The organism is Streptomyces sp. NPDC104831, from assembly GCF_055583025.1.
Genome location: NZ_JBVJOT010000005.1, coordinates 55,169 through 78,339, shown reverse-complemented (window position 1 = coordinate 78,339; position 23,171 = coordinate 55,169). Strand labels below are relative to the sequence as shown.

The window sequence follows — 23,171 nt, the reverse complement described above, 5'->3', positions numbered from 1 at the left end:
CGCCAGAAGAGACCGAGGGCCGGTGTTTCACGTGAAACACCGGCCCTCATTGTCATCGCCCCGGTGATGTTTCACGTGAAACGTCACCGGGCCCGGCTCAGCCCTGTGCGGCCCACCACTCCTTGAGCGCGGCCACCGCGGCGTCGTGCTCCATCGGTCCGTTCTCCAGGCGCAGCTCCAGCATGTGCTTGTACGCCTGGCCGACGGCCGGACCCGGGCCGACCCCCAGGATCTCCATGATCTGGTTGCCGTCGAGGTCGGGACGGATCGCGTCCAGCTCCTCCTGCTCCTTCAGCTGGTCGATCCGCTGCTCCAGGCCGTCGTAGGCCCGGGACAGCGCCACCGCCTTCCGCTTGTTGCGCGTGGTGCAGTCGGAACGGGTCAGCTTGTGCAGACGGTCCAGCAGCGGGCCCGCGTCACGGACGTAGCGGCGGACCGCCGAGTCCGTCCACTCCCCGGTGCCGTAGCCGTGGAACCGCAGATGAAGTTCGACCAGCCGCGAGACGTCCTTCACCAGCTCGTTGGAGTACTTCAAGGCCGTCATGCGCTTCTTGGTCATCTTCGCACCGACCACCTCGTGGTGGTGGAAGGAGACCCGGCCGTCCTTCTCGAAGCGGCGCGTGCGCGGCTTGCCGATGTCGTGCAGCAGCGCGGCCAGCCGGAGGGTGAGGTCCGGGCCGTCCTCCTCCAGCGCCATCGCCTGCTCCAGCACGATCAGCGTGTGCTCGTAGACGTCCTTGTGCCGGTGGTGCTCGTCGCTCTCCAGGCGCAGCGCAGGCAGCTCCGGCAGGACGTACTCGGCGATACCGGTGTCGACGAGCAGCGTCAGCCCCTTGCGCGGGTGCGCGGACAGAAGAAGCTTGTTCAGCTCGTCCCGGACCCGCTCCGCCGAGACGATCTCGATCCGTCCGGCCATCTCCGTCATGGCCGTGACGACCTCGGGAGCCACCGTGAAGTCCAGCTGGGCGGCGAACCGAGCGGCCCGCATCATGCGCAGGGGATCGTCCGAGAACGACTCCTCGGGCGTGCCCGGCGTCCTCAGCACCCGCGCGGCGAGGTCCTCCAGACCGCCGTGCGGATCGATGAACGTCTTCTCCGGCAGCGCCACGGCCATCGCGTTGACCGTGAAGTCGCGGCGGACCAGGTCCTCCTCGATGGAGTCGCCGTACGACACCTCCGGCTTGCGCGAGGTGCGGTCGTAGGCCTCCGACCGGTAGGTGGTGATCTCGATCTGGTAGCCGCCCTTGTGCGCGCCGACCGTGCCGAAGGCGATTCCCACCTCCCAGACGGCGTCCGCCCAGGGCCGGACGATCTTCAGTACGTCCTCGGGGCGGGCGTCGGTGGTGAAGTCCAGGTCGTTGCCGAGCCGGCCGAGCAGCGCGTCACGGACGGATCCGCCGACCAGGGCGAGCGAGAACCCGGCTTCCTGGAATCGGCGGGCGAGATCGTCGGCGACGGGGGCCACCCGCAGCAGCTCGGCGACCGCGCGCTGCTGCGCCTGGCTCAGGGCGGAGGGAGTGTCTTCGTTGGGGTTCGGCACAACAGAAGAGGGTACGTGGCCCGCGCCCCGCGGCGGCGTGACCGGCCATGGTCATCGGCCCCCGGGCGACCCGGAGCGCCCCGCCGAGGCATCCGGACAGCTCCCGGCATACCCGTCGCAAGCGCTGTTCTTGCGGCGTACGGCCGCTCTCCCCTCGATACTGGATATAGAGGACGGGTCACGACCCCTGGGCGATCTTGTGAAGGAGACCGCGGCACTTCCCTTCAGCGCGCATCGTTACCATGCGTGGACGCACATTCCGACGACCACTGACGACGAGGGACGGGCGAGCGCGTGGCCGAGGCGGCTGACTTCCAGGGGACCAGTGCCTCACCTGCCCGCCGGTGGCTGCGGCGCGCCGCAGCACTGCTCACCGGGGCGCCCCTGCTGGCCGGGCTGCTCCAGCTGCCCGCCGCCGCGCCCGCCCAGGCCGCCTCCTCCGGCACGGTGTCCGTCTCCCTGGACTCGCTCAGCCCCAGCGCCCCCACGGACGGCGACACGCTGACCGTGTCCGGCACGGTGACCAACAACGGCAGGCAGGCCGTCACCGACGCCCACGTGGGCCTCCAGGTGGGCCCCCGGCTGTCCACCCGCTCCGACATCGACTCCGTCGCCCGCCACTCCGACGATCCGCAGCGCGGCACCGGATCCGAGGTCGGCGACAAGTACGAGGAGAAGTTCGACAAGCTGGCCCCGGGCGTCGCCGAGCACTTCAGCATCTCCGTCCCCGTCGACAAGCTCGGCCTCGACGACGACGGGGTCTACGCATTCGGGGTCGCCCTCTCCGGCGAGACCTCCGCCCGGCCCTGGCCCCAGGTGCTCGGCATCCGGCGGACCTTCCTGCCGTGGCAGCCGTCGGACGCCGACACCAAGACCAGGACAACGTTCCTGTGGCCGCTGATCTCCACGGTCCACATGACGGCCAAGACCGGCGCGGGCGACCTCCAGACGCCGGAATTCCTCGACGACGACCTGGCCAGGGACCTGGCACCCGGCGGCCGGCTGGCCCAGATGGTGGACCTGGGCAAGGATCTCGACGTCACCTGGGTGATCGACCCGGACCTGCTGGCCTCGGCCGACGCGATGGCCGTGGGCAATTACCGGCTCCAGGGCGCCGACGGCACCAGCACGCCCGGCCCGCGCGAGCACCAGGCGGTCGCCAAGCAGTGGCTGGCCGCCCTCCAGAAGGCGGTGGCCGGCAAGGAGGTCGTCGCGCTGCCCTTCGCCGACCCCGACCTGGCCTCGCTCGCCCACAACGGCACCAGCGTCACCGGCTCGCTCAGCCATCTCAAGGACGCCACCGACGTCGCCGCCACCACCGTCAAGACCGTGCTGCACGTCACACCGAGCACCGACTTCGCCTGGCCGGTCGAGGGCGCGGTGGACCGCTCGATCATGAAGGTCGCGACCTCCGCCGGAGCCGATCGGGTGATCGCCCGCAGCGACAGCCTCCAGGAGACCGGCGGGCTGCCGTACACGCCGTCCGCCGCCCGCCCGGTCGGCTCGGGCACCACGGCCGTGGTCGCCGACACCCGGCTGTCCACGGCGTTCGAGGACGATCTCACGAAGGCCGGCTCGGCCACCCTGGCCGTGCAGCGGTTCCTGGCCCACAGCCTGGAGCTGAACACGCAGACCGACGAGCAGCGCAGCATCCTCGTCGCCCCGCAGCGCATGCCCACGGCGAGCCAGGCCCAGGCGATGGCGGCAGCGGTGAAGGCGCTCCAGGGCGGCACCTGGTCCCAGCCCCAGGACCTCACCGCGACCTCCAAGGACAAGCCCGACCCGGGCGCCACCACGCGCATCCCGCCGGCGTCCGCCTACCCCTCGTCGCTGCGCCGCCAGGAACTGCCGCGCACGGCCTTCGAGCAGATCGCCCGCACCCAGGGCAAGCTGGACAACTTCCGCGTGGTCCTCAGCGACCAGTCCCGCGTCGTCACCCCGTTCGGACGGGCCATAAACCGGGACATGTCCACGTCCTGGCGCAGTCACCGGAGCGCGGCGGGAAGCTACCGCGACGGCGTGAAGACATGGCTCGACGACCTGGCCGACGAGGTCAAGCTGATCGACAAGTCCGAGACCAAGCTCTCGGGCCGCAGCGCCACCATCCCGGTGACCGTCCAGAACAACCTGGTCCAGCCCGTCGGCCACCTGGTGCTGCGCCTGGAGTCGACCATGCCGACCCGTCTGAAAATCGGCGGCAAGGCCTATGACGAACAGCCCGTGGAGATCTCCGGCGGGCACAGCCAGTCGGTGAAGTTCACCACCTCGGCCAACGCCAACGGCCGGGTCACGGTCATCGCCCAGCTGTACACCGAGGACGGCGAGGCCTACGGCGCCCCCGTCACCTTCGACGTGAAGGTCACCGAGGTCACGCCCACCGTGATGCTGGTCATCGGCGGCGGCGTCCTGCTCCTCGTCCTCGCCGGTTTCCGGATGTACACCCAGCGCAAGCGCGCCGCCGCCCGGCAGCCCGATGACGACGGCCCCGGCGCGGCGCCGCAGGACCCCGAGGAGCCCGGGAACCCCGGGGCACCCGGAGGCCGTCTCCCCGAAGAGTCCGACCCCTCCGGGGCAGACGGCCCGGAGCAGCCGAGTGACCCTGCGCCGGACACCGCACCGGAAAGCACCGACCCGTCCGGGACGGGTGAGAGAGTGGACCGTTGAGCGATGTCGTGGCCGGTGGGCCCGGGACGATGAGGTGGGGTAAGCATGAACGCGCCGTACGACGGTGACCGCGGCCAGGGCGCGGCCGGCTCGGGCTACCCCGATCCGCCGCCCGAGCCCGGCCAGGTGCTGCCGCAGCACGCGGCGGACATGTATCTCCAGGACGCCTACGAACAGGACCCCTACCGGGCGCACGACCTGGCCGCCCAGGACCCGGTCGCCGAGGCGCTCTACGACCGCGCCGCGCACCCGCCGCCGCCCCCGGGCTCGTACGATGCGCAGCAGCAGCCGTACGCACCGCCCGAGCAGTCGCCCTACGCCCCCGACCCGCGCGTGTGGGCGCAGCCGCCCGCGCCGGAGCCGGGAGCCGCCACCCAGTACCTGCCGTACGGCGAGGACCCGCGCACGACGCAGTTCGTGGGCGTCGACGACCTGGTCACGCACTCCGGCGAGGAGTACCACGAGCCGGACGCCTTCGCGCACCTCTTCAAGGACCAGCAGCACAGCGGCGGACACGCGCCGATGGACCCGGCCGCCCCCGGCGACCCGTACCCCCAGCAGTACGGGCAGAGCGCGCAGCAGGGCCACGCGTACTCCGGCGGCTACCCGGCCGGGCCTTCCGCGCCCGGATACCCGGCGGCCCCGGGGTCCGCGCCGGCCGCCACCGCGGACCCCGGCTCCCTCCAGGCCGAGGTCCCCGCGACCGTCGACGCCCCCGCCGTGGTGGCTCCCGCGGCTCCCCCGAAGAAGGGCGGGAAGGCCGCCGGGCTGCTGAAGTCCAGCGCCGTCATGGCGGCGGGCACGATGGTCTCCCGCCTGACCGGTTTCATCCGTTCCGCGCTGATCGCCGCCGCGCTCGGCCTCGGCTTCCTCGCGGACTCCTTCCAGGTGGCCTACCAGCTGCCGACGATGATCTACATCCTCACCGTCGGCGGCGGGCTGAACTCCGTCTTCGTGCCGCAGCTCGTGCGCTCCATGAAGGAGGACGAGGACGGCGGCGAGGCATTCGCCAACCGGCTGCTGACCCTGGTGATGGTCGCGCTGGCCGCGCTGACCGGCCTCGCGATGTTCGCCGCGCCGCTGCTGGTGCGGCTGCTGGCCAACCCCGTGGCCAGCGACCCGGCGGCCAACGAGGTCGCGGTCACCTTCACCCGTTACTTCCTGCCCTCGATCTTCTTCATGGGCATCCACGTGGTGATGGGTCAGATCCTGAACGCGCGCGGTAAGTTCGGCGCGATGATGTGGACCCCGGTCCTGAACAACATCGTCATCATCGTGACGCTCGGCATGTTCATCTGGGTCTACGGCACCGCCGCCAACTCCCACATGGACGTCACCAGCATCCCGCCGGAGGGCCAGCGGCTGCTCGGCGTCGGTGTGCTGCTGGGCCTGGTCGTCCAGGCCCTGGCGATGATCCCCTACCTGCGGGAGACCGGCTTCCGGATCCGGCTGCGCTTCGACTGGCGCGGCCACGGCCTGGGCAAGGCCGCGATGCTCGCCAAGTGGACGGTCCTGTTCGTCCTCGCCAACCAGGCGGGCGCCATGGTGGTGACCCAGCTGTCGACCGCCGCCGGTTCGGACTCCGACGTCAAGGGCACCGGCTTCGCCGCCTACGCCAACGCCCAGCTGATCTGGGGCCTGCCGCAGGCGATCATCACCGTGTCCCTGATGGCCGCGCTGCTGCCGCGTCTCGCGCGCTCGGCGTCCGAGGGCGACGCGGGCGCCGTCCGCGACGACATCTCCCAGGGCCTGCGCACCACGGCGGTGGCCATCGTGCCGATCGCGTTCGGGTTCCTCTCGCTCGGCGTCCCGATGTGCACGCTGATCTTCGGCTCCGCCGGCACCGGCGCGGCCACCAACATGGGCTACATGCTGATGGCCTTCGGCCTCGGCCTGATCCCGTACTCCGTGCAGTACGTCGTCCTGCGCGCCTTCTACGCGTACGAGGACACCCGCACCCCCTTCTACAACACGGTCATCGTGGCCGCGGTCAACGCCGGCGCCTCGGCGCTCTGCTACTTCCTGCTGCCGGCGCGCTGGGCGGTCGCGGGCATGGCCGCCGCCTACGGCCTCGCCTATGCCATCGGGGTGGGCATCGCCTGGCGCCGGCTGCGCAAGCGGCTGGGCGGTGACCTGGACGGGGCCCGGGTACTGCGCACGTACGCGCGCCTGGGTATCGCCTCGGTGCCGGCCGCCCTGCTCAGCGGCGCTGCCTGCTACGGCGTCGGTCACACCCTGGGCCTGGGCGTCGTCGGCTCCTTCGCCGCGCTGATCGCCGGCGGTGCCGTACTGTTCGGCGTCTTCTTCGTCGCCGCCCGCCGGATGCGCATCGAGGAACTCAACTCGCTCGTCGGAATGGTGCGGGGACGTCTGGGGCGCTGAGGCAGGGGTAGGCGCACAACCATCGTCCGTCGCCGTGTGTCGTGCATAGCGGCCGACTGTGGGCACAATTGGTTTCGGCGTCGGACAGCGTGCAACGGATGGGGAGGCAGGGACGACGGTGGCGGAACGGAGCACAGCTGCCGTCGACGTGGCAGACAACAGCGGTGAGCAACCGCTGACCGCCAAGGCGGACCAGTCCACGGCCGACGGGGTGGACACGAACCCGGAGCGGGACACGGACAGCGACGAGGCACAGGGAAGCGGCGGTACCGAGGGCCCCGGGCGGAAGGCCTCCCCTCTGGAGTTGCACAGCGGTCACAAGCTCGCCAGGCGCTACCGGCTGGAGGAGTGCGTCACCCGTCTGGACGGATTCAGCAGTTGGCGTGCGGTCGACGAGAAACTCCGCCGCGCCGTCGGTGTCCACGTCCTGCCCGCCGACCACGCCCGGGCCCGCTCCGTCCTCGCCGCCGCCCGTTCCTCCGCGCTCCTCGGTGACCCGCGTTTCGTCCAGGTGCTCGACGCCGTCGAGGAGAACGACCTCGTCTACGTCGTCCACGAGTGGCTGCCCGACGCCATCGAGCTGTCCACCCTCCTCGCCGGCGGCCCGCTGGAGCCGCACGACGCCTACCAGATGGTCAGTCAGGTCGCCGCGGCCATGGCCGCCGCGCACCGGGAGGGTCTCGCCCATCTGCGCCTGAACCCGAACGCCGTCCTGCGCACCTCCACCGGGCAGTGGCGCATCCGCGGCCTCGCCGTGAACGCGGCGCTGCGCGGCGTCGGCTCCGACACCCCGCAGCGCACCGACACCGAGGCCATCGGCGCCCTGCTGTACGCGGCGCTGACCCAGCGCTGGCCGTACGAGAGCGACGCCTACGGCCTGGCCGGCCTCCCCAAGGACATCGGTCTCATCCCTCCGGACCAGGTACGGGCCGGTGTGCACCGCGGCCTGTCCGAGCTGACCATGCGCGCCCTCGTCAACGACGGGGCCACGGCGTCCCGGCACGAGGCGCCGTGCACCACGCCGGAGGAGCTGGTGAAGGCGATCGGCGAGATGCCGCGCATCCGCCCGCCCGAGCCGGCGTTCGCCGCGCCGCCGGAGTACCAGCACACGACCTACCAGCAGGGCAGCTACGGCCGCACGGCCCCGCACGCCGCCGCCCAGCCCATCGCGCCCCCGCCGCCCCCGCTGCAGAGCCGCACCGGCAAGGCCCTGAAATGGGCGGTGTCGGCCCTGCTGATCGCCGCCCTGGGCCTGGGCAGCTGGCAGCTGGCGGACGCCCTGATGGACCAGGGTGACAAGTCGAACGACACCAACAAGAGCCAGACGACGGACAGCGGCGACAAGAACGTCGTGAAGCCGAAGCCTGTTCCGATAAAGATCCAGAACGGACAGGAGTTCGTCGCCGAGGGCGGTGCCCAGAGCCCCGGCAACGTCCCCAACACCTACGACGGCAACGCGTCGACGTACTGGAAGACCAAGAGCTTCAACGAGGGCCCGCCGATCGCCCCGTACAAGCCGGGCGTCGGCATCGTGTACGACCTCGGCTCCGCCAAGAAGCTCAGCACGGCCACCGTCGACCTCCGCTACGGCGGTGACCACACGACGGTCGAGCTGTACGCCGCGGACTCGCTGTCGCCGGCCTCACTGGACTCCATGACGAGGATCGGCGACACCACGACCACGGGCACCACCGCCACGGTGAAGGTCACCAAGCAGGTCAAGACGCAGTACGTCCTCGTCTGGCTGACGGCCGTACCGAATTCGGGCTACGACTCCGCCCTGTACGCCAGCCCCGGATACAAGCAGGCCATCGGCGAAGTGAAGTTCACGGGCTGACGTCTCACCCGGACCGGAGGGGACAGATGGCGGAGGGCGCCGGATACGACGCGGTGGACGACCGGGACCTGCTCGCCCGCCACGTGGAAGGCGACCCCGAAGCCTTCGGCGAGATCGTGCGGCGGCACCGGGACCGGCTCTGGGCGGTGGCCCTGCGGACCCTGGGGGACCGGGAAGAGGCGGCGGACGCGGTCCAGGACGCCCTGGTCTCCGCCTACCGGGCCGCCCACACCTTCCGGGGCCAGTCGGCCGTCACCACCTGGCTGCACCGGATCACGGTGAACGCCTGCCTGGACCGGGTCCGGAAGGCCGCCTCCCGGAAGACGGCTCCGGTCGACGACACCGAGCGGCTGGAGCAGCTGCTGGAGCCGCACGAGTCGGCCTCGGCGCCGGCCGAGCGGAACGACGTGCACCGCCAGCTCCTCGAAGCGCTCGACACCCTTCCCCCGGAGCAACGCGCCGCCCTGGTCCTGGTGGACATGCAGGGCTACCCCGTGGCGGAGGCCGCGCGGATCCTGGACGTGCCGGCGGGAACGGTGAAGAGCCGGTGCGCCCGTGGCCGGGCCAAGCTGCTGCCCCTGCTCACGCATCTGCGGCCCGAGAGCGCCGGAGGTCCGCCCGGGGGCGATACCGGGAGCGGAAAGCAAAACGACCAGGGGCGGAACCGGGGACAGGGCCCATCCGTCCCACCGGCAGCGGAGTCACCGAGCGAACGCCCCCGAGGCGCGGGACCGAGCGATTCAGCCGTGGTGAAGGGCGGAGGTGGGCGAGCGTGACGTCGACGACGGAGACGGCCGGGCACCCGGACGTCGCGGAGCTCTCCGACCTCACCGAGGGCCTGCTCACGCCGGACCGGGGCAGGGACGTACGGCGCCATCTGGACGGCTGCGCCTCCTGCGCGGACGTGTACGCCTCGCTGGAGGAGGTCCGGGGCCTGCTCGGTTCCCTGCCGCTGCCGGAGCGCATGCCGGACGAGGTCGCCGCGCGTCTCGACGCCGCCCTCGCCGCAGAGGCCGCCTTCGCCACCGAGGCGGCACCGATCGCCGGCACCGAGGGCACCGCGGATCATGTTTCACGTGAAACGTCGCTCGCCGGGGACCGCCTTGCCGAACGTCCCGTCGATTCCCCCGCCGACCGCCCGGCGGGCCGTCCCCGGGCGGCGACCGGGCCGGGGCGCAAGGGGACCGGGCGCGGACGGCGACGCGGCCGGTTCGCCCTGGGCGCCGTTCTCACGGCCGCGGTCCTGGGCGCCGGAAGCTGGATCGTGACGTCCCTTCCCGACAGCGCCGATCACCCGTCGGCCCACGGGACGCCGACCGCCTCGGCCGGCACCTTCTCCGGGGACACCGTGGAGCACCAGGTCCGCTCCCTCCTCACCGCCGACGGACACCGGCAACGCCCCGGCGACGGGTCGCGCTCGTCCGGCACCGCCGAAGGCCCCCACACCTTGCTCCGAACGGCCGTCCCGGTCCCCGGCTGTGTCCGGCAGGCGCTGCGACAGGGCGCCGACGTCCTCGGCGCCAAAACGGGAACGTACGCGGGCAGGTCCGCCTATCTCGTGGTCGTGGCCGACGCCCACGACAGCGAACGGGTCACGGCCTACGTGGTCGACGCGAGCTGCGTCCGGCAGCAGACCGCGTCGGCCGGCACGGTCCTGTTGCGGCAGTCCCTCGCCCGGCGTTGAGACCGCCGGACCACCCCTTCGGCCGTCCTGGGGCAGGCGTGTGCCCGGACACACCGGGAATGCACGCCCCGTAGGATCCGTTGGGTGGGGTGTGAGTCCCGAAAGGGACTCGCCCCGGTCGACTGACGCAGACCAGAGACGAGGAATCAAGCCGTGAGCGATGTCCGTAACGTGATCATCATCGGCTCCGGGCCCGCAGGCTACACGGCGGCGCTGTACACCGCCCGTGCGTCGCTGAAGCCCCTGGTGTTCGAAGGCGCCGTCACCGCGGGCGGTGCGCTGATGAACACCACCGAGGTGGAGAACTTCCCGGGCTTCCGCGACGGCATCATGGGGCCGGACCTCATGGACAACATGCGTGCCCAGGCCGAGCGCTTCGGCGCCGAACTCGTTCCGGACGACATCGTCTCCGTCGATCTGACCGGTGAGATCAAGACCGTCACCGACACCGCGGGCACCGTCCACCGGGCGAAGGCCGTCATCGTCACCACCGGCTCCCAGCACCGCAAGCTGGGTCTGCCGAACGAGGACGCGCTCTCGGGCCGCGGTGTCTCCTGGTGCGCCACCTGTGACGGGTTCTTCTTCAAGGACCACGACATCGCCGTGATCGGCGGCGGCGACACCGCGATGGAGGAAGCCACGTTCCTCTCGCGGTTCGCCAAGTCCGTGACGATCGTCCACCGCCGGGACACCCTGCGCGCTTCCAAGGCGATGCAGGAGCGGGCCTTCGCCGACCCGAAGATCAAGTTCGTCTGGGACAGCGAGGTCGCCGAGATCCAGGGCGAGCAGAAGCTCTCCGGGCTGAAGCTGCGGAACCTCAAGACCGGCGAGCTGTCCGAGCTGCCCGTGACGGGCCTGTTCATCGCGATCGGTCACGACCCGCGCACCGAGCTGTTCAAGGGCCAGCTGGACCTGGACGAGGAGGGCTACCTGAAGGTGGCCGCGCCGTCCACCCGTACCAACGTGACCGGTGTCTTCGCCGCCGGTGACGTGGTCGACCACACCTACCGCCAGGCGATCACCGCGGCCGGCACCGGCTGCTCCGCCGCTCTGGACGCCGAGCGGTTCCTCGCCGCCCTCGCGGACGAGGACCAGGCGGAGCCCGAGAAGACGGCTGTCTGACCTTCCCCCCTTCCCCGCCCCACCGCGTAACCGAGGTAAGGAGCCCACTGTGGCCGGCAACGTGAAGACCGTGACCGACGACACCTTCGAGGAGGAGGTCCTCAAGAGCGACAAGCCCGTTCTGGTGGACTTCTGGGCGGAATGGTGCGGCCCGTGCCGCATGATCGCCCCGTCCCTGGAGGCGATCGCCGCGGAGCACGGTGACAAGATCCAGATCGTCAAGCTCAACATCGACGAGAACCCGGACACGGCCGCCAAGTACGGCGTCATGTCCATCCCCACCCTGAACGTCTACCAGGGCGGCGACGTGGCCAAGACCATCGTGGGCGCGAAGCCCAAGGCGGCGCTCCTTCGCGACCTCGATGAGTTCATCACGAAGTGACGTTTCACGTGAAACATGAAGGGGCCGACCCGAACGGGTCGGCCCCTTCGCTATAGCGGCCTCAGCGCGGGTTCCTTCTGGACCGCGCCCAGAAGCCGGTCGAGCGCCATCTCCACGTCTTCCTTCCAGGAGAGCGTGGACCGCAGTTCCAGCCGCAGCCGGGGATGCGCGGGATGCTGCCGGACGGTCTTGAAGCCCACGGCCAGCAGGTGATCGGCGGGCAGCAGACAGGCGGGCTGCTGCCAGCGGGCGTCTCCGAACGCCTCGATCGCCTTGAAGCCCCGTCGCAGCAGATCCTTGGCGACCGTCTGCACCAGTACCCGGCCGAGGCCCTGCCCTTGGTAGCCGGGCAGGACGGACCCGGTGATCAGCTGGACGGCGTCCGGCGAGAGCGGGCTCGTCGGGAAGGCCGTCGAGCGCGGGACATAGGCAGGCGGGGCGTAGAGCACGAAACCCGCCGGGACGTCGTCGACGTACACCACCCGCCCGCACGACCCCCAGTCCAGCAGGACGGCGGAGATCCAGGCTTCCTTCTCCAGCGCGGTGGTGCCCGCCGTCACCGCCGCCTCGCCGCTGACCGGGTCCAGCTCCCAGAAGACACAGGAGCGGCAGCGTGGGGGAAGATCCTGAAGGTTGTCCAGCGTGAGCGGCACGAGCCGACGCCCCATGGAGGCTGATCCTCGCTTCCTTCACCCGCCGCATCGCGAGCGGCTGTCAGCTGCTGACCGGTGGATATGCCCTAGCTGATCGCATCGTATCCACGATCCGATTCACTCGATACCGTGTCAAAGCAAAGAGCGGGCCGTGATCCGGTACACACCGGACACGGCCCGCTCCGTCGACCCGGCGGGCGCTACCGCCGGGGAATCAGTCCTGCGTCTCGCCGTCGCCGTCGTCCTGAAGGCTCTTCTGGAGAGCCAGCTTCTCGCCCGGGGCGAAGGTGCCGAGGATCCTCTCGAGATCCTCCGCCGAGGCGAACTCGACGGTGATCTTGCCCTTCTTCTGGCCCAGCTCGACCTTCACCCGCGTCTCGAAGCGGTCCGAGAGCCGGGTGGCCAGCTCGCTCAGCGCCGGAGAGGGAACGGAGCCCGCCCGGGGCCCCCGGGACCGTGAGGCCTTCTGGGGCCGTGAACCCATCAGCGTCACGATCTCTTCGACGGACCGCACCGACAGGCCCTCGGCCACGATCCGGTGCGCCAGCCGGTCCTGCTCCTCGGAGTCCTCCACCGCCAGCAGTGCCCGGGCGTGACCGGCCGAGAGCACCCCGGCGGCCACCCGCTTCTGCACGGTCGGCGACAGCTTCAACAGACGCAGCGTATTGGAGACCTGCGGGCGGGAGCGCCCGATCCGGTCGGCCAGCTGGTCGTGCGTGCAGTTGAAGTCCTTCAGCAGCTGGTCGTAGGCAGCGGCCTCCTCGATCGGGTTCAGCTGCGCCCGGTGCAGGTTCTCCAGCAGCGCGTCCAGGAGAAGCTTCTCGTCCTCCGTGGCCCGCACGATCGCCGGGATGGCCTCCAGACCGGCCTCACGACAGGCGCGCCAGCGGCGCTCACCCATGATCAGCTCATAGCGGCCGGGCCTCAGCTGCCGCACCACGACGGGCTGCAGCAGGCCGACCTCCTTGATGGAGGTGACCAGCTCCTGCAGCGCGTCCTCGTCGAAGACCTCGCGCGGCTGACGCGGGTTCGGCGTGATGGCGTCCAGGGGGATCTCGGCGAAGTGGGCCCCCACCGGCGGCGCGGGCACCTCGGTGGCGGGGCTCGCCGGGACCGTCTGGATGTCCTGGGCGGCGGGAGGCAGCGTGGCCACCTTCGCCGCGGCCACCCCCCGGTCGCTCGTCAGCACCGGGACGGCCGCGGGGGAGGTGGATCCTCCGCCCAGCGCCGCCGGGGCCGGCGTCCTCTCGGTCGGGGCAGCGGGGATCAGTGCGCCAAGACCACGGCCCAGCCCCCTCCGTCGTTCACTCACTGAATCCCCTCCACCATGCTCTGATCTTTCTGGGCGCCGATGTGGGCCTGGCTCGCGTCGTAGCTGATGCCGACGCCCCTCAGCGCGATTTCCCGGGCCGCCTCGAGGTACGAGAGCGCGCCGCTCGATCCTGGATCGTAAGTCAGCACCGTCTGCCCGTAGCTCGGCGCCTCGGAGATGCGGACCGAGCGGGGAATGCTCGTCCGCAGCACCTCGTCGCCGAAGTGGCTGCGCACCTCTTCCGCGACCTGGGAGGCGAGACGCGTCCGGCCGTCGTACATGGTGAGCAGGATGGTCGACACATGCAGCGTGGGGTTGAGGTGCCCCCGCACCAGGTCGACGTTGCGCAGGAGCTGACCGAGGCCCTCCAGCGCGTAGTACTCGCACTGGATCGGGATCAGCACCTCGGCGCCCGCGACCATCGCGTTGACGGTCAGCAGGCCCAGCGAGGGCGGGCAGTCGATGAGGATGTAGTCCAACGGCTGCTCGTACGCCTGGATGGCCCGCTGCAGCCGGCTCTCCCGCGCCACCAGGGACACCAGCTCGATCTCCGCACCGGCGAGATCGATGGTGGCCGGGGCGCAGAACAGCCCCTCGACGTCGGGGACGGGCTGGACGACCTCGGCGAGCGGCTTGCTCTCCACCAACACGTCGTAGATCGAGGGAACTTCGGCGTGGTGGTCGATCCCGAGGGCGGTGGACGCGTTGCCCTGCGGGTCGAGGTCGATCACCAGGACCCGGCCACCGTGCAGAGCCAGCGAGGCGGCAAGATTGACGGTCGTCGTCGTCTTGCCCACGCCGCCCTTCTGGTTGGCGACCACGATGATGCGGGTCTGCTCCGGTCGGGGCAGGCCTGCGCCGGCGCGGCCGAGAGCCTCCACCGCCAGTTGGGCCGCACGGCCGATGGGAGTGTCGTCCATCGGAGGCGGTGTTTCACGTGAAACATCCGCCCCCATCGACTCGGTACGGGGACCGGGGACCGGATCGGTCATCGGTCCCGCGATGTTGGCGTCGGACCGCAAGGATTCACTCTCCTCGACTTCAGGCTCGCGATGAACAGAGCCTCCCATGTCTTCGGGGTCGTGAACCAGTGAGGCCTGGCGATCTGTGGAGAAATACACCTCTGTGGACAACTCCGTGCCCCCGGAGAGGGACGGAGTCTCCGGGGAGACGGGCTCCTCTCCGAGCGCCCCGAGAGGCTTTCGGTCGCGGGGTTCGGCCGCAGCGCGGCCACGACTGATGATGCCGTGCAGCAGTGAGCGACGTTTCACGTGAAACACGATGCACAGCGGCTGCGACCGGGCCCCGGCGACACTCCGACTTGTCCCGGTTCGGCAGCTTGTGTGGAGTACGTCTCGTCGTCAGGACGGGTCAGCGCCGGCCGGCCTTCGATCCGCCGACGCACCCCCGCCCGCCCTCCGGTTCACCGCCGACGGCGGACCCGGCCCGTACGGGCCGCCTTGGCGCGCTTCGCGGCGAAGCGCACACCCCCCGGGCTCTCCCCGACCTCGACGCGGACCACGGTGGACAGCGGATCCACCACGCCCTCTCCCACATGCAGGATCGATGTCTCCACCGCTCCCAGCTTGCTCAGCGCGGTGGCCGCCGCCTTCAGTTCCTCCTCGGCGGTGTCGCCCTTGAGCGCGAGCATCTCGCCGTACGGACGCAGCAGCGGGATGCCCCAGGTGGCCAGGCGGTCCAGCGGGGCCACGGCGCGCGCCGTCACCACATGGACCGGCGGCAGCTTGCCCATGACCTCCTCGGCCCGGCCGCGCACCACGGTGACATGGTCCAGGCCGAGCAGCTCGACGACCTCGGTGAGGAAGTTGGTGCGCCGCAGCAGAGGCTCCAGCAGGGTGATGTTCAGGTCGTCGCGGACCAGCGCCAGCGGAATGCCGGGCAGCCCGGCACCGGAGCCGACGTCGCAGACCGTCACCCCCTCGGGAACGGCCTCGGAGAGCACCGCGCAGTTCAGCAGGTGCCGCTCCCACAGGCGGGGCACTTCCCGCGGGCCGATCAGGCCACGCTGTACGCCTGCCTCGGCGAGCAGCTCCGCATAGCGGACCGCATCGGCGAAGCGATCACCAAACACTTCCCGCGCCTGCTCGGGCGCGGGGGGAAGCTCCGCTGCCTCCGTCACGGGGACCGTCCTTCCGTACAGCGCCGGTGCGTCGCGCACCGGCCACCAGAACTACCAGGCTGACAAGGTTCGGCCCCGCCTGCTCAACAGACGGGGCCGGTGGAACGGGGGCCGATCAGGCGGGCAGCACGACGACGAACCGCTGCGGCTCCTCGCCCTCGGACTCGCTGCGCAGCCCCGCGGCCTTGACCGCGTCGTGCACGACCTTGCGCTCGAACGGGGACATCGGCTTGAGCTTCACGGGCTCGCCGGTTCCCTTCACCTCGGCCGCGGCCTTGGCACCCAGCTCGGACAGCTCGGCGCGCTTCTTGGCGCGGTAGCCCGCGATGTCCAGCATGAGCCGGCTGCGGTCACCGGTCTCCCGGTGAACGGCGAGCCGCGTCAGTTCCTGCAGCGCCTCCAGCACCTCGCCGTCCCGGCCGACCAGCTTCTGCAGGTCACGGCTGCCGGTGTCACTGATGATCGACACGGAGGCGCGGTCCGCCTCGACGTCCATGTCGATGTCGCCGTCGAGGTCGGCGATGTCCAGCAGACCCTCCAGGTAGTCCGCCGCGATCTCGCCCTCCTGCTCCAGGCGGGTGAGGGTGTCTGCACCCTCGGCAGCGGCGGAGGTGGTGCCTTCCGTCACGGGATGGACTCCTTCTTACTTCTTGGACGGGGACTTGGGCCGCTGCGGGCCACCCTTGCGCTGGCCGGACTGGGCCTTGCTGCGGGTGCCGGAGCCGGGCTTCTGGGGCTGCTTGGCGGCCGCGGGCTTGGGCTCCTGCGGCTCGTCGGACTTCTCCAGCGACGGGGAGTCGCCCGTCCTGGTCCCGGACTGACGCTGGGACTTGCTCTGGCGCTTGGGCTGCTGACGCCGGGCGGCGGCCGCGGCCGTGCCGGTGGCCGCGCCTTCCTCGGTCTCGGCCTGCGCCGCGGCCTGGGCCGCGCTCTTCGTCACGGTGCCGTCGGCCTGGGCGGCGAGACCGGCCTTGGTGAGCGCGTTGACGAACTTGCGCTCGAACTCGTTGCGGTCGCGGCCCTTGGCCACGATCGCCTTCACGATGGCCTTCTCGCTGCGCCGGCGGATCTTGCCGTGCTGCGTGACGTGCTTGGTCAGGCGCTCCAGGTAGGCGGCCTGCGCCTTGGAACCCGGGGTCGGGTTGTTGTGGATGACGTACATCTGCTGGCCCATGGTCCACACGTTGGTGGTCAGCCAGTAGATGAGGACACCGACCGGGAAGTTCACACCGAGGACGGCGAACATGATCGGGAAGACGTACATCAGCATCTTCTGCTGCTGCATGAACGGCGTCTTCACCGTCGTGTCGACGTTCTTCGTCATCAGCTGGCGCTGCGTGTAGAACTGCGACGCCGACATCAGCACGATCATGATCGCGGTCACGATGCGGACATCGGTCAGCGAGGCGTGCAGGGCGCTGACCTGGCTGTCGCTGCTGAAGAACTTGGCGGCCAGCGGGGCGCCGAAGATGTGGGCGTTCCGGGCGCTTTCGAGCAGGTCGGCGTCGATGACGCCGATCTTCTTGCCCGACGCGATGCCGGCGAGCACGTGGTACAGGGCGAAGAAGAACGGGGACTGCGCCAGGATGGGAAGGCACGAGGAGAGCGGGTTGGTACCCGACTCCTTGTACAGCTTCATCATCTCTTCGGACTGGCGCTGCCGGTCGTTCTTGTAGCGCTCCTGGATCTTCTTCATCTCCGGCTGGAGCGTCTGCATCGCGCGGGTCGCCTTGATCTGCTTCACGAAGAGCGGGATCAGGCAGATGCGGATCAGGATCACCAGGGACACGATGGACAGGCCCCAGGCCCACCCGGTGTCAGGTCCGAAGATCGCCCCGTACACCTTGTGGAACTGGACGATGACCCAGGAGACGGGCCAGGTGATGAAACTGAAAAGGCTGGCAATCGTGTCCACTAATCATGCTCCTTGGGCATGGGACGAGGTCTCTGCGGCCGGGCTCGAAGGAGACTCCGTTGGGGGCTTCGCTTCGGTGGCCGTTTCGGCGGCGGAGGACCCGCCCCTGCGTGCGCGCCAGGCGTCGCGCAGCATTTCGTGCCACCGCGGACGCTTGCGCGGCGGAACATGGTCCACGCCACCCGGCGACCACGGATTGCACCGGAGGATGCGCCAAGCGGTCAATGCGGTCCCCTTGACCGCACCGTGCCGGTCGATGGCCGTGTAGCCGTAGTGGGAGCACGACGGGTAGTACTTGCATACCGGCCCCAGCAGTGGACTGATCGTCCACTGGTACAGCTTGATCAGAGCCAGCAGCGGGTACTTCATCGCGCGCCCCCTCCCAGCAGCCGCTGTAGGGCGGCGTCCAGGTCTCGGGCCAGCTGTGCGTGGTCTGCGTCGCCCGCTCCGGGCAGCGCTCGTACGACTACCAGGCTACCGGGGGGGAACAGGGCGACTCGGTCACGCATCAGGTGGCGCAGTCTGCGCTTCACTTTGTTGCGCACGACCGCTCCACCCACGGCCTTGCTGACGACGAAACCCGCACGCGTCGGGGGAGCGCTCTCCCCAGGCGCGTGCGGGTCCGTGGCACCGCTTCGAAGGTGGACGACGAGCGTCGGGCGGCCTGCCCGGCGACCCCGTCGTACCGCGGTCGCGAAGTCCTCGCGCCGCCTCAGCCGGTTCTCGGTGGGCAGCACGATGTCATGACCTGACCGGGATCAGGCGGACAGACGGGCGCGACCCTTGCTACGGCGGGACGCGAGAATCGCGCGGCCGGCACGGGTCCGCATACGCAGCCGGAAGCCGTGGGTCTTCGCGCGACGACGGTTGTTCGGCTGGAAGGTGCGCTTGCTCACTCGGGGGCTCCAGAAAATCGGTAGTGGCGGGGTGCCGTCCTGGCTGTCACCGTGCGCCCACGAGTAGCTCGCGTCACGCCCGAGTGCACCGCTTCCCGATCACCTGACGTGACCTGTGCCCATCGGAGGCAGGCGGCAGCAGCCATCGACAACTCGACCTGGTTACGGTACGCGGGGCTGCGCCATCCGGTCAAACCGAGGGCTGTCGGGAGACACTGTCCACAGGCTGGGGACAACAACTTGAACCCTACCCGCCGCGCTGACTACCGTGGCTGGACTCCGATTCGTTCCCATATCCCCGCCCGACCCGATTTTCATCCCGACCCGTCCCTGAACCACACGTTCGTGGGACCTGTGAGAGAGCGTGTCCCTGTGGCTGACGTACCTGCCGATCTTGCCGCAGTGTGGCCGCGAGTACTGGAACAACTGCTCGGTGAGGGCCGCGGACAGGGCGTGGAGACCAAGGACGAGCACTGGATCCGGCGCTGCCAGCCGCTCGCGCTGGTCGCCGACACCGCCCTGCTCGCCGTGCCGAACGAATTCGCGAAGGGCGTACTGGAAGGCCGCCTGGCGCCCGTCGTCAGCGAGACCCTGAGCCGGGAGTGCGGCCGTCCCATCCGGATCGCGATCACCGTGGACGACTCCGCGGGCGAACCGCCGGCGCCCCCCGCCCAGCAGCCGGCGAAGCCGCGCTACGAGGAGCCGGAGCTGCCCTCGGGACCGTACGAGGGCTACGGCCGCTCCCGCGGCGCCGAGCAGCACCCGGGCGGCGAGCCGCGCTCCGAGCAGCGTCCGGGCGGCCGCCCGGACCAGCTCCCCACCGTCCGGCCGGTCTACCCGTCCGAGTACCAGCGCCCCGAACCGGGCGCCTGGCCGCGCCCGGGACAGGACGACTACGGCTGGCAGCAGCCCCGGCTCGGCTTCCCGGAGCGGGACCCGTACGCCTCGCCGTCCTCCCAGGACGGCTACGGCTCCGGCGCGGACGCGTACGGCGGGCCGTCCCAGGACTACCGTCCGCAGGGCGTGGACCGGCCGTCGTACGAGCAGCAGCGCGGCGAGTACGACTCCGGGCGCCCGGACTACGACTCCGCGCGGGGCGAGTACGACCCGTCCCGGACCGAGTACGACCAGCGCGACCCGGTCCGCCGGGAGCTGCCCGACCCGGCGGCGCACCGCGGCGGCACCGGCCGGCCGGACCTGCCCGCCGCCGGTGCCCCCGGTCCGTCGGCCGCGCAGCCGGCACCGGCCGGCGGTCCCGGCGAGCCGACCGCGCGGCTGAACCCCAAGTACCTGTTCGACACCTTCGTCATCGGGGCGTCCAACCGCTTCGCGCACGCGGCGGCGGTCGCGGTCGCCGAGGCCCCGGCGAAGGCGTACAACCCGCTGTTCATCTACGGCGAGTCGGGGCTCGGCAAGACCCATCTGCTGCACGCCATCGGGCACTACGCGCGCAGCCTCTACCCGGGCACGCGCGTGCGGTACGTCAGCTCGGAGGAGTTCACCAACGAGTTCATCAACTCCATCCGCGACGGCAAGGGCGACAGCTTCCGCAAGCGCTACCGCGAGATGGACATCCTGCTCGTCGACGACATCCAGTTCCTCGCGGACAAGGAGTCGACGCAGGAGGAGTTCTTCCACACCTTCAACACGCTCCACAACGCCAACAAGCAGATCGTGCTCTCCAGCGACCGGCCGCCCAAGCAGCTGGTCACGCTGGAGGACCGGCTGCGGAACCGCTTCGAGTGGGGTCTGATCACCGACGTCCAGCCGCCCGAACTGGAGACGCGGATCGCGATCCTGCGCAAGAAGGCGGTGCAGGAGCAGCTGAACGCGCCGCCGGAGGTGCTGGAGTTCATCGCCTCCCGGATCTCGCGGAACATCCGTGAGCTGGAGGGCGCGCTGATCCGGGTCACGGCGTTCGCCTCGCTCAACCGGCAGCCGGTGGACCTGGGCCTGACGGAGATCGTCCTGAAGGACCTGATCCCCGGCGGCGAGGACAGCGCGCCGGAGATCACCGCGACGGCCATCATGGCGGCCACCGCGGACTACTTCGGGCTGACGGTGGAGGACCTGTGCGGCACCTCGCGCGGGCGCGCGCTGGTCACCGCGCGGCAGATCGCGATGTACCTGTGCCGCGAGCTGACGGACCTGTCGCTGCCGAAGATCGGCGCGCAGTTCGGCGGCCGGGACCACACCACCGTGATGCACGCCGACCGGAAGATCCGCGCGCTGATGGCCGAGCGGCGCTCGATCTACAACCAGGTCACCGAGCTGACCAACCGCATCAAGAACGGCTGAGTCGGCCGCACGCGGGCGCGGAGGGCGCTCCGGGGCACACCGCCCCGGGGCGCCCTCCGGCGTTTCCGGGCCTGCGCGGCCATCGGACGATGCGGGCACCGGCAACCGCGCCCGCACCCGCGCACGCACCCGCACCGACGGGCCGCGCCCCGGCCGCCCCGGCCCGCGCCCAGGGCCTCCTGAGGGCGCCCGCACGCGGCGGCCGGCAACGACCCCACGCGGCGGCCGGCGTACGAGCCAGGCCCCGGCGGCGGCTCTTCGGCGACCCTCCGGCAGGGCTCCGACGGGACTCACGAGGGCCTCCGGAGGGCCTCCGGGAGCCTCAGCGGGCGTCCGAGGCGCGTCCGGGGCGCCGGATGCGGGCTGTGGGGCCGTTTCCCCACCGTCATCCCTTGTTCGATTACCTGCCTGGTTACGGCCTTCCTCCACAGATTCGGCGACTTTCTTCCGTCCACAGACTGGGGACTGCGAAGTTGTCCCGAACCGTGTCCACAGGGAGGCTGGCTCCTGGACGTCCGCCCAGCTCAAGTGCCTGTGGATTCGTGGACGAACGATCTCCACAGACTGTGGATAACCTCGTTGTCCCCAGGCTCCGCCTCGCGTTGTCCACCGGTACCCCACAGGCTGGGGGCGGTTGTCCCCAGCGAACCCGGGCTTCTCCACATGGCTGTCCACTGTTCGGCAACGCGACGCCCGCGCTCACCGCGTCGAGTGAAAGGCGTCACAGGAAGCTGCCGGATTGGGCTGTGGGAAACGTGGGTATTCCTGGGGACACAGCTGGGGAGAACTGCCCTCAGCCTGTGGGCGGTGTGTGCAGAACTTTCCGTTCTCCACAGACAGGCCCGGTTTTCCACTGGCGCCACCCACAGGGGCAGTGGATAAAAAACCCGCGCTGAGCTGGGCAAACGTGGTTATCCACCGTATCCACAGGCCCTACTACTACTCCCGACTAGAGAGAGCTCGGCAATCGCTTTGAAGCGGGGGCTGTGCACAACTCGCCCGTTCGGGCCCGGCTGCCCCTCGGACCGACTTGACCCCGACGGGCACCTACTGTCAGTGCCGTGCGTCAGACTGGTCCCCGGTGTCCTTCCCGTCGCAGAGGGCGGTGACACCGAGTCGGAGGACTCAGTAGCAACAGCAGGAGGCGGCTTACGGTGAAGATCCGGGTGGAACGCGACGTACTCGCGGAGGCAGTGGCCTGGGCGGCACGCAGCCTCCCGGCCCGTCCGCCGGCGCCTGTCCTCGCCGGCCTGCTGCTGAAGGCCGAGGACGGCCAGCTGAGTCTGTCGGGCTTCGACTACGAGGTCTCCGCGCGGGTGAACGTCGACGCCGAGGTCGAGGAGGAGGGCACCGTCCTCGTCTCCGGCCGGCTGCTCGCCGACATCTCGCGTGCCCTGCCCAACCGGCCGGTGGAGATTTCCACAGACGGTGTACGGGCGACCGTGGTCTGCGGCTCCTCGCGGTTCACCCTCCACACCCTGCCCGTGGAGGAGTACCCGGCGCTGCCCCAGATGCCGAACGCGACCGGCACCGTCCCCGGCGAGGTCTTCGCCGCGGCCGTCTCCCAGGTGGCCATCGCCGCCGGCCGGGACGACACGCTGCCGGTGCTGACCGGTGTGCGCATCGAGATCGAGGGCGACACGGTCACCCTGGCCTCCACCGACCGCTACCGCTTCGCGGTCCGCGAGTTCCTGTGGAAGCCGGAGAACCCGGACGCCTCCGCCGTCGCCCTGGTCCCCGCCAAGACGCTGCTGGACACCGCGAAGTCGCTGGGTGCCGGAGACAGCGTCACGCTGGCGCTGGCCGGCGCGGGCGCCGGCGAGGGCCTGATCGGTTTCGAGGGCGCCGGGCGCCGCACGACCACGCGGCTGCTCGAGGGCGACCTGCCCAAGTACCGGACGCTGTTCCCGACGGAGTTCAACTCCGTCGCCGTGATCGAGACCGCGCCGTTCGTGGAGGCGGTCAAGCGCGTGGCCCTGGTCGCCGAGCGGAACACCCCGGTGCGGCTGAGCTTCGAGCAGGGCGTGCTGATCCTGGAGGCCGGCTCCAGCGACGACGCACAGGCTGTGGAAAGGGTCGACGCGCAGCTGGAGGGCGACGACATCTCGATCGCCTTCAACCCGACCTTCCTGCTGGACGGTCTGAGCGCGATCGACTCGCCGGTGGCCCAGCTGTCGTTCACCACGTCCACGAAGCCCGCGCTGCTCAGCGGCAAGCCGGCGGTGGACGCCGAGGCCGACGACGCGTACAAGTACCTGATCATGCCGGTCCGCCTCAGCGGCTGACGTCCTCCACAGGTGTGCACAGCGCCGGGCGTCCCTGTGGACACCCGGCGCCGTGGCGGAC

At 70.5% G+C, this 23,171-nt stretch carries 19 protein-coding genes; 9 read left to right on the top strand and 10 right to left on the bottom strand.

Annotated features, from left to right (window positions below; translation table 11 throughout):
- Positions 1-97: 97 nt before the first annotated feature.
- Complete coding sequence (locus ACZ63H_RS05295) at positions 98-1,540, bottom strand: CCA tRNA nucleotidyltransferase (RefSeq protein WP_469862336.1); 1,443 nt, start codon at positions 1,538-1,540, stop codon at positions 98-100.
- Between the two features lie 294 nt (positions 1,541-1,834).
- Between ACZ63H_RS05295 and ACZ63H_RS05290 the strand changes: the two genes are divergently transcribed.
- The 7 genes from ACZ63H_RS05290 (at position 1,835) to trxA (ending at position 11,611) form a co-directional block, all read left to right on the top strand.
- Entirely contained in the window at positions 1,835-4,204 is a 2,370-nt protein-coding gene (locus ACZ63H_RS05290; RefSeq protein ID WP_469862334.1) for a DUF6049 family protein, read from the top strand.
- 45 nt (positions 4,205-4,249) lie between these two features.
- A complete protein-coding gene (murJ, locus tag ACZ63H_RS05285; protein ID WP_469862332.1) occupies positions 4,250-6,586 on the top strand; it encodes a murein biosynthesis integral membrane protein MurJ in 2,337 nt (778 codons plus the stop codon).
- 118 nt (positions 6,587-6,704) lie between these two features.
- Positions 6,705-8,423, top strand: a complete 1,719-nt coding sequence (locus ACZ63H_RS05280) for a protein kinase family protein (protein WP_469862330.1) — start codon at positions 6,705-6,707, stop codon at positions 8,421-8,423.
- A 26-nt stretch (positions 8,424-8,449) separates the two neighbouring features.
- Entirely contained in the window at positions 8,450-9,199 is a 750-nt protein-coding gene (gene sigM / locus ACZ63H_RS05275) for an RNA polymerase sigma factor SigM (RefSeq protein WP_469862329.1), read from the top strand.
- Complete coding sequence (locus tag ACZ63H_RS05270; protein ID WP_469862327.1) at positions 9,196-10,107, top strand: zf-HC2 domain-containing protein; 912 nt, start codon at positions 9,196-9,198, stop codon at positions 10,105-10,107. The genes sigM and ACZ63H_RS05270 overlap by 4 nt, the downstream gene beginning before the upstream one ends.
- A 153-nt stretch (positions 10,108-10,260) precedes the next feature.
- Complete coding sequence (gene trxB / locus ACZ63H_RS05265) at positions 10,261-11,229, top strand: thioredoxin-disulfide reductase (protein ID WP_467937782.1); 969 nt, start codon at positions 10,261-10,263, stop codon at positions 11,227-11,229.
- Between the two features lie 49 nt (positions 11,230-11,278).
- On the top strand, positions 11,279-11,611 hold the full coding sequence (gene trxA, locus ACZ63H_RS05260; RefSeq protein WP_318202468.1) for a thioredoxin: 333 nt from the start codon (positions 11,279-11,281) through the stop codon (positions 11,609-11,611).
- Between the two features lie 50 nt (positions 11,612-11,661).
- Here trxA and ACZ63H_RS05255 read toward each other — a convergent pair whose 3' ends face one another.
- From ACZ63H_RS05255 to rpmH, 9 genes are all read right to left on the bottom strand, one after another.
- Positions 11,662-12,279 carry a GNAT family N-acetyltransferase gene (locus ACZ63H_RS05255; RefSeq protein WP_469862325.1) on the bottom strand — a complete coding sequence of 206 codons (618 nt, stop codon included), beginning with the start codon at positions 12,277-12,279 and terminating at the stop codon, positions 11,662-11,664.
- 199 nt (positions 12,280-12,478) lie between these two features.
- The gene (locus ACZ63H_RS05250; RefSeq protein WP_469862323.1) at positions 12,479-13,576 is read right to left on the bottom strand and encodes a ParB/RepB/Spo0J family partition protein; all 1,098 of its coding nucleotides are present in this window, start codon (positions 13,574-13,576) and stop codon (positions 12,479-12,481) included.
- Complete coding sequence (locus tag ACZ63H_RS05245; protein ID WP_467938107.1) at positions 13,573-14,646, bottom strand: ParA family protein; 1,074 nt, start codon at positions 14,644-14,646, stop codon at positions 13,573-13,575. Before ACZ63H_RS05245 ends, ACZ63H_RS05250 begins: the two co-directional genes overlap by 4 nt.
- A gap of 353 nt (positions 14,647-14,999) precedes the next feature.
- The gene (gene rsmG / locus ACZ63H_RS05240) at positions 15,000-15,716 is read right to left on the bottom strand and encodes a 16S rRNA (guanine(527)-N(7))-methyltransferase RsmG (protein WP_469862321.1); all 717 of its coding nucleotides are present in this window, start codon (positions 15,714-15,716) and stop codon (positions 15,000-15,002) included.
- Positions 15,717-15,831: 115 nt separating this feature from the next.
- Entirely contained in the window at positions 15,832-16,344 is a 513-nt protein-coding gene (locus ACZ63H_RS05235) for a Jag family protein (protein WP_469862319.1), read from the bottom strand.
- 15 nt (positions 16,345-16,359) lie between these two features.
- The gene (gene yidC, locus ACZ63H_RS05230) at positions 16,360-17,631 is read right to left on the bottom strand and encodes a membrane protein insertase YidC (protein WP_469862317.1); all 1,272 of its coding nucleotides are present in this window, start codon (positions 17,629-17,631) and stop codon (positions 16,360-16,362) included.
- Positions 17,632-17,634: 3 nt separating this feature from the next.
- On the bottom strand, positions 17,635-18,000 hold the full coding sequence (yidD, locus tag ACZ63H_RS05225; protein ID WP_078637607.1) for a membrane protein insertion efficiency factor YidD: 366 nt from the start codon (positions 17,998-18,000) through the stop codon (positions 17,635-17,637).
- A complete protein-coding gene (gene rnpA / locus ACZ63H_RS05220) occupies positions 17,997-18,368 on the bottom strand; it encodes a ribonuclease P protein component (RefSeq protein ID WP_078630330.1) in 372 nt (123 codons plus the stop codon). The genes yidD and rnpA overlap by 4 nt, the downstream gene beginning before the upstream one ends.
- A gap of 21 nt (positions 18,369-18,389) precedes the next feature.
- Entirely contained in the window at positions 18,390-18,527 is a 138-nt protein-coding gene (gene rpmH, locus ACZ63H_RS05215) for a 50S ribosomal protein L34 (RefSeq protein ID WP_003956500.1), read from the bottom strand.
- A 372-nt stretch (positions 18,528-18,899) separates the two neighbouring features.
- Here rpmH and dnaA point away from each other — a divergent pair, with 372 nt between their 5' ends.
- A complete protein-coding gene (gene dnaA, locus ACZ63H_RS05210; protein WP_469862315.1) occupies positions 18,900-20,825 on the top strand; it encodes a chromosomal replication initiator protein DnaA in 1,926 nt (641 codons plus the stop codon).
- Between the two features lie 1,154 nt (positions 20,826-21,979).
- Positions 21,980-23,110 (top strand): DNA polymerase III subunit beta, encoded by a 1,131-nt coding sequence (gene dnaN, locus ACZ63H_RS05205; protein ID WP_469862313.1) that lies wholly within the window; start codon positions 21,980-21,982, stop codon positions 23,108-23,110.
- Positions 23,111-23,171 lie beyond the last annotated feature (61 nt).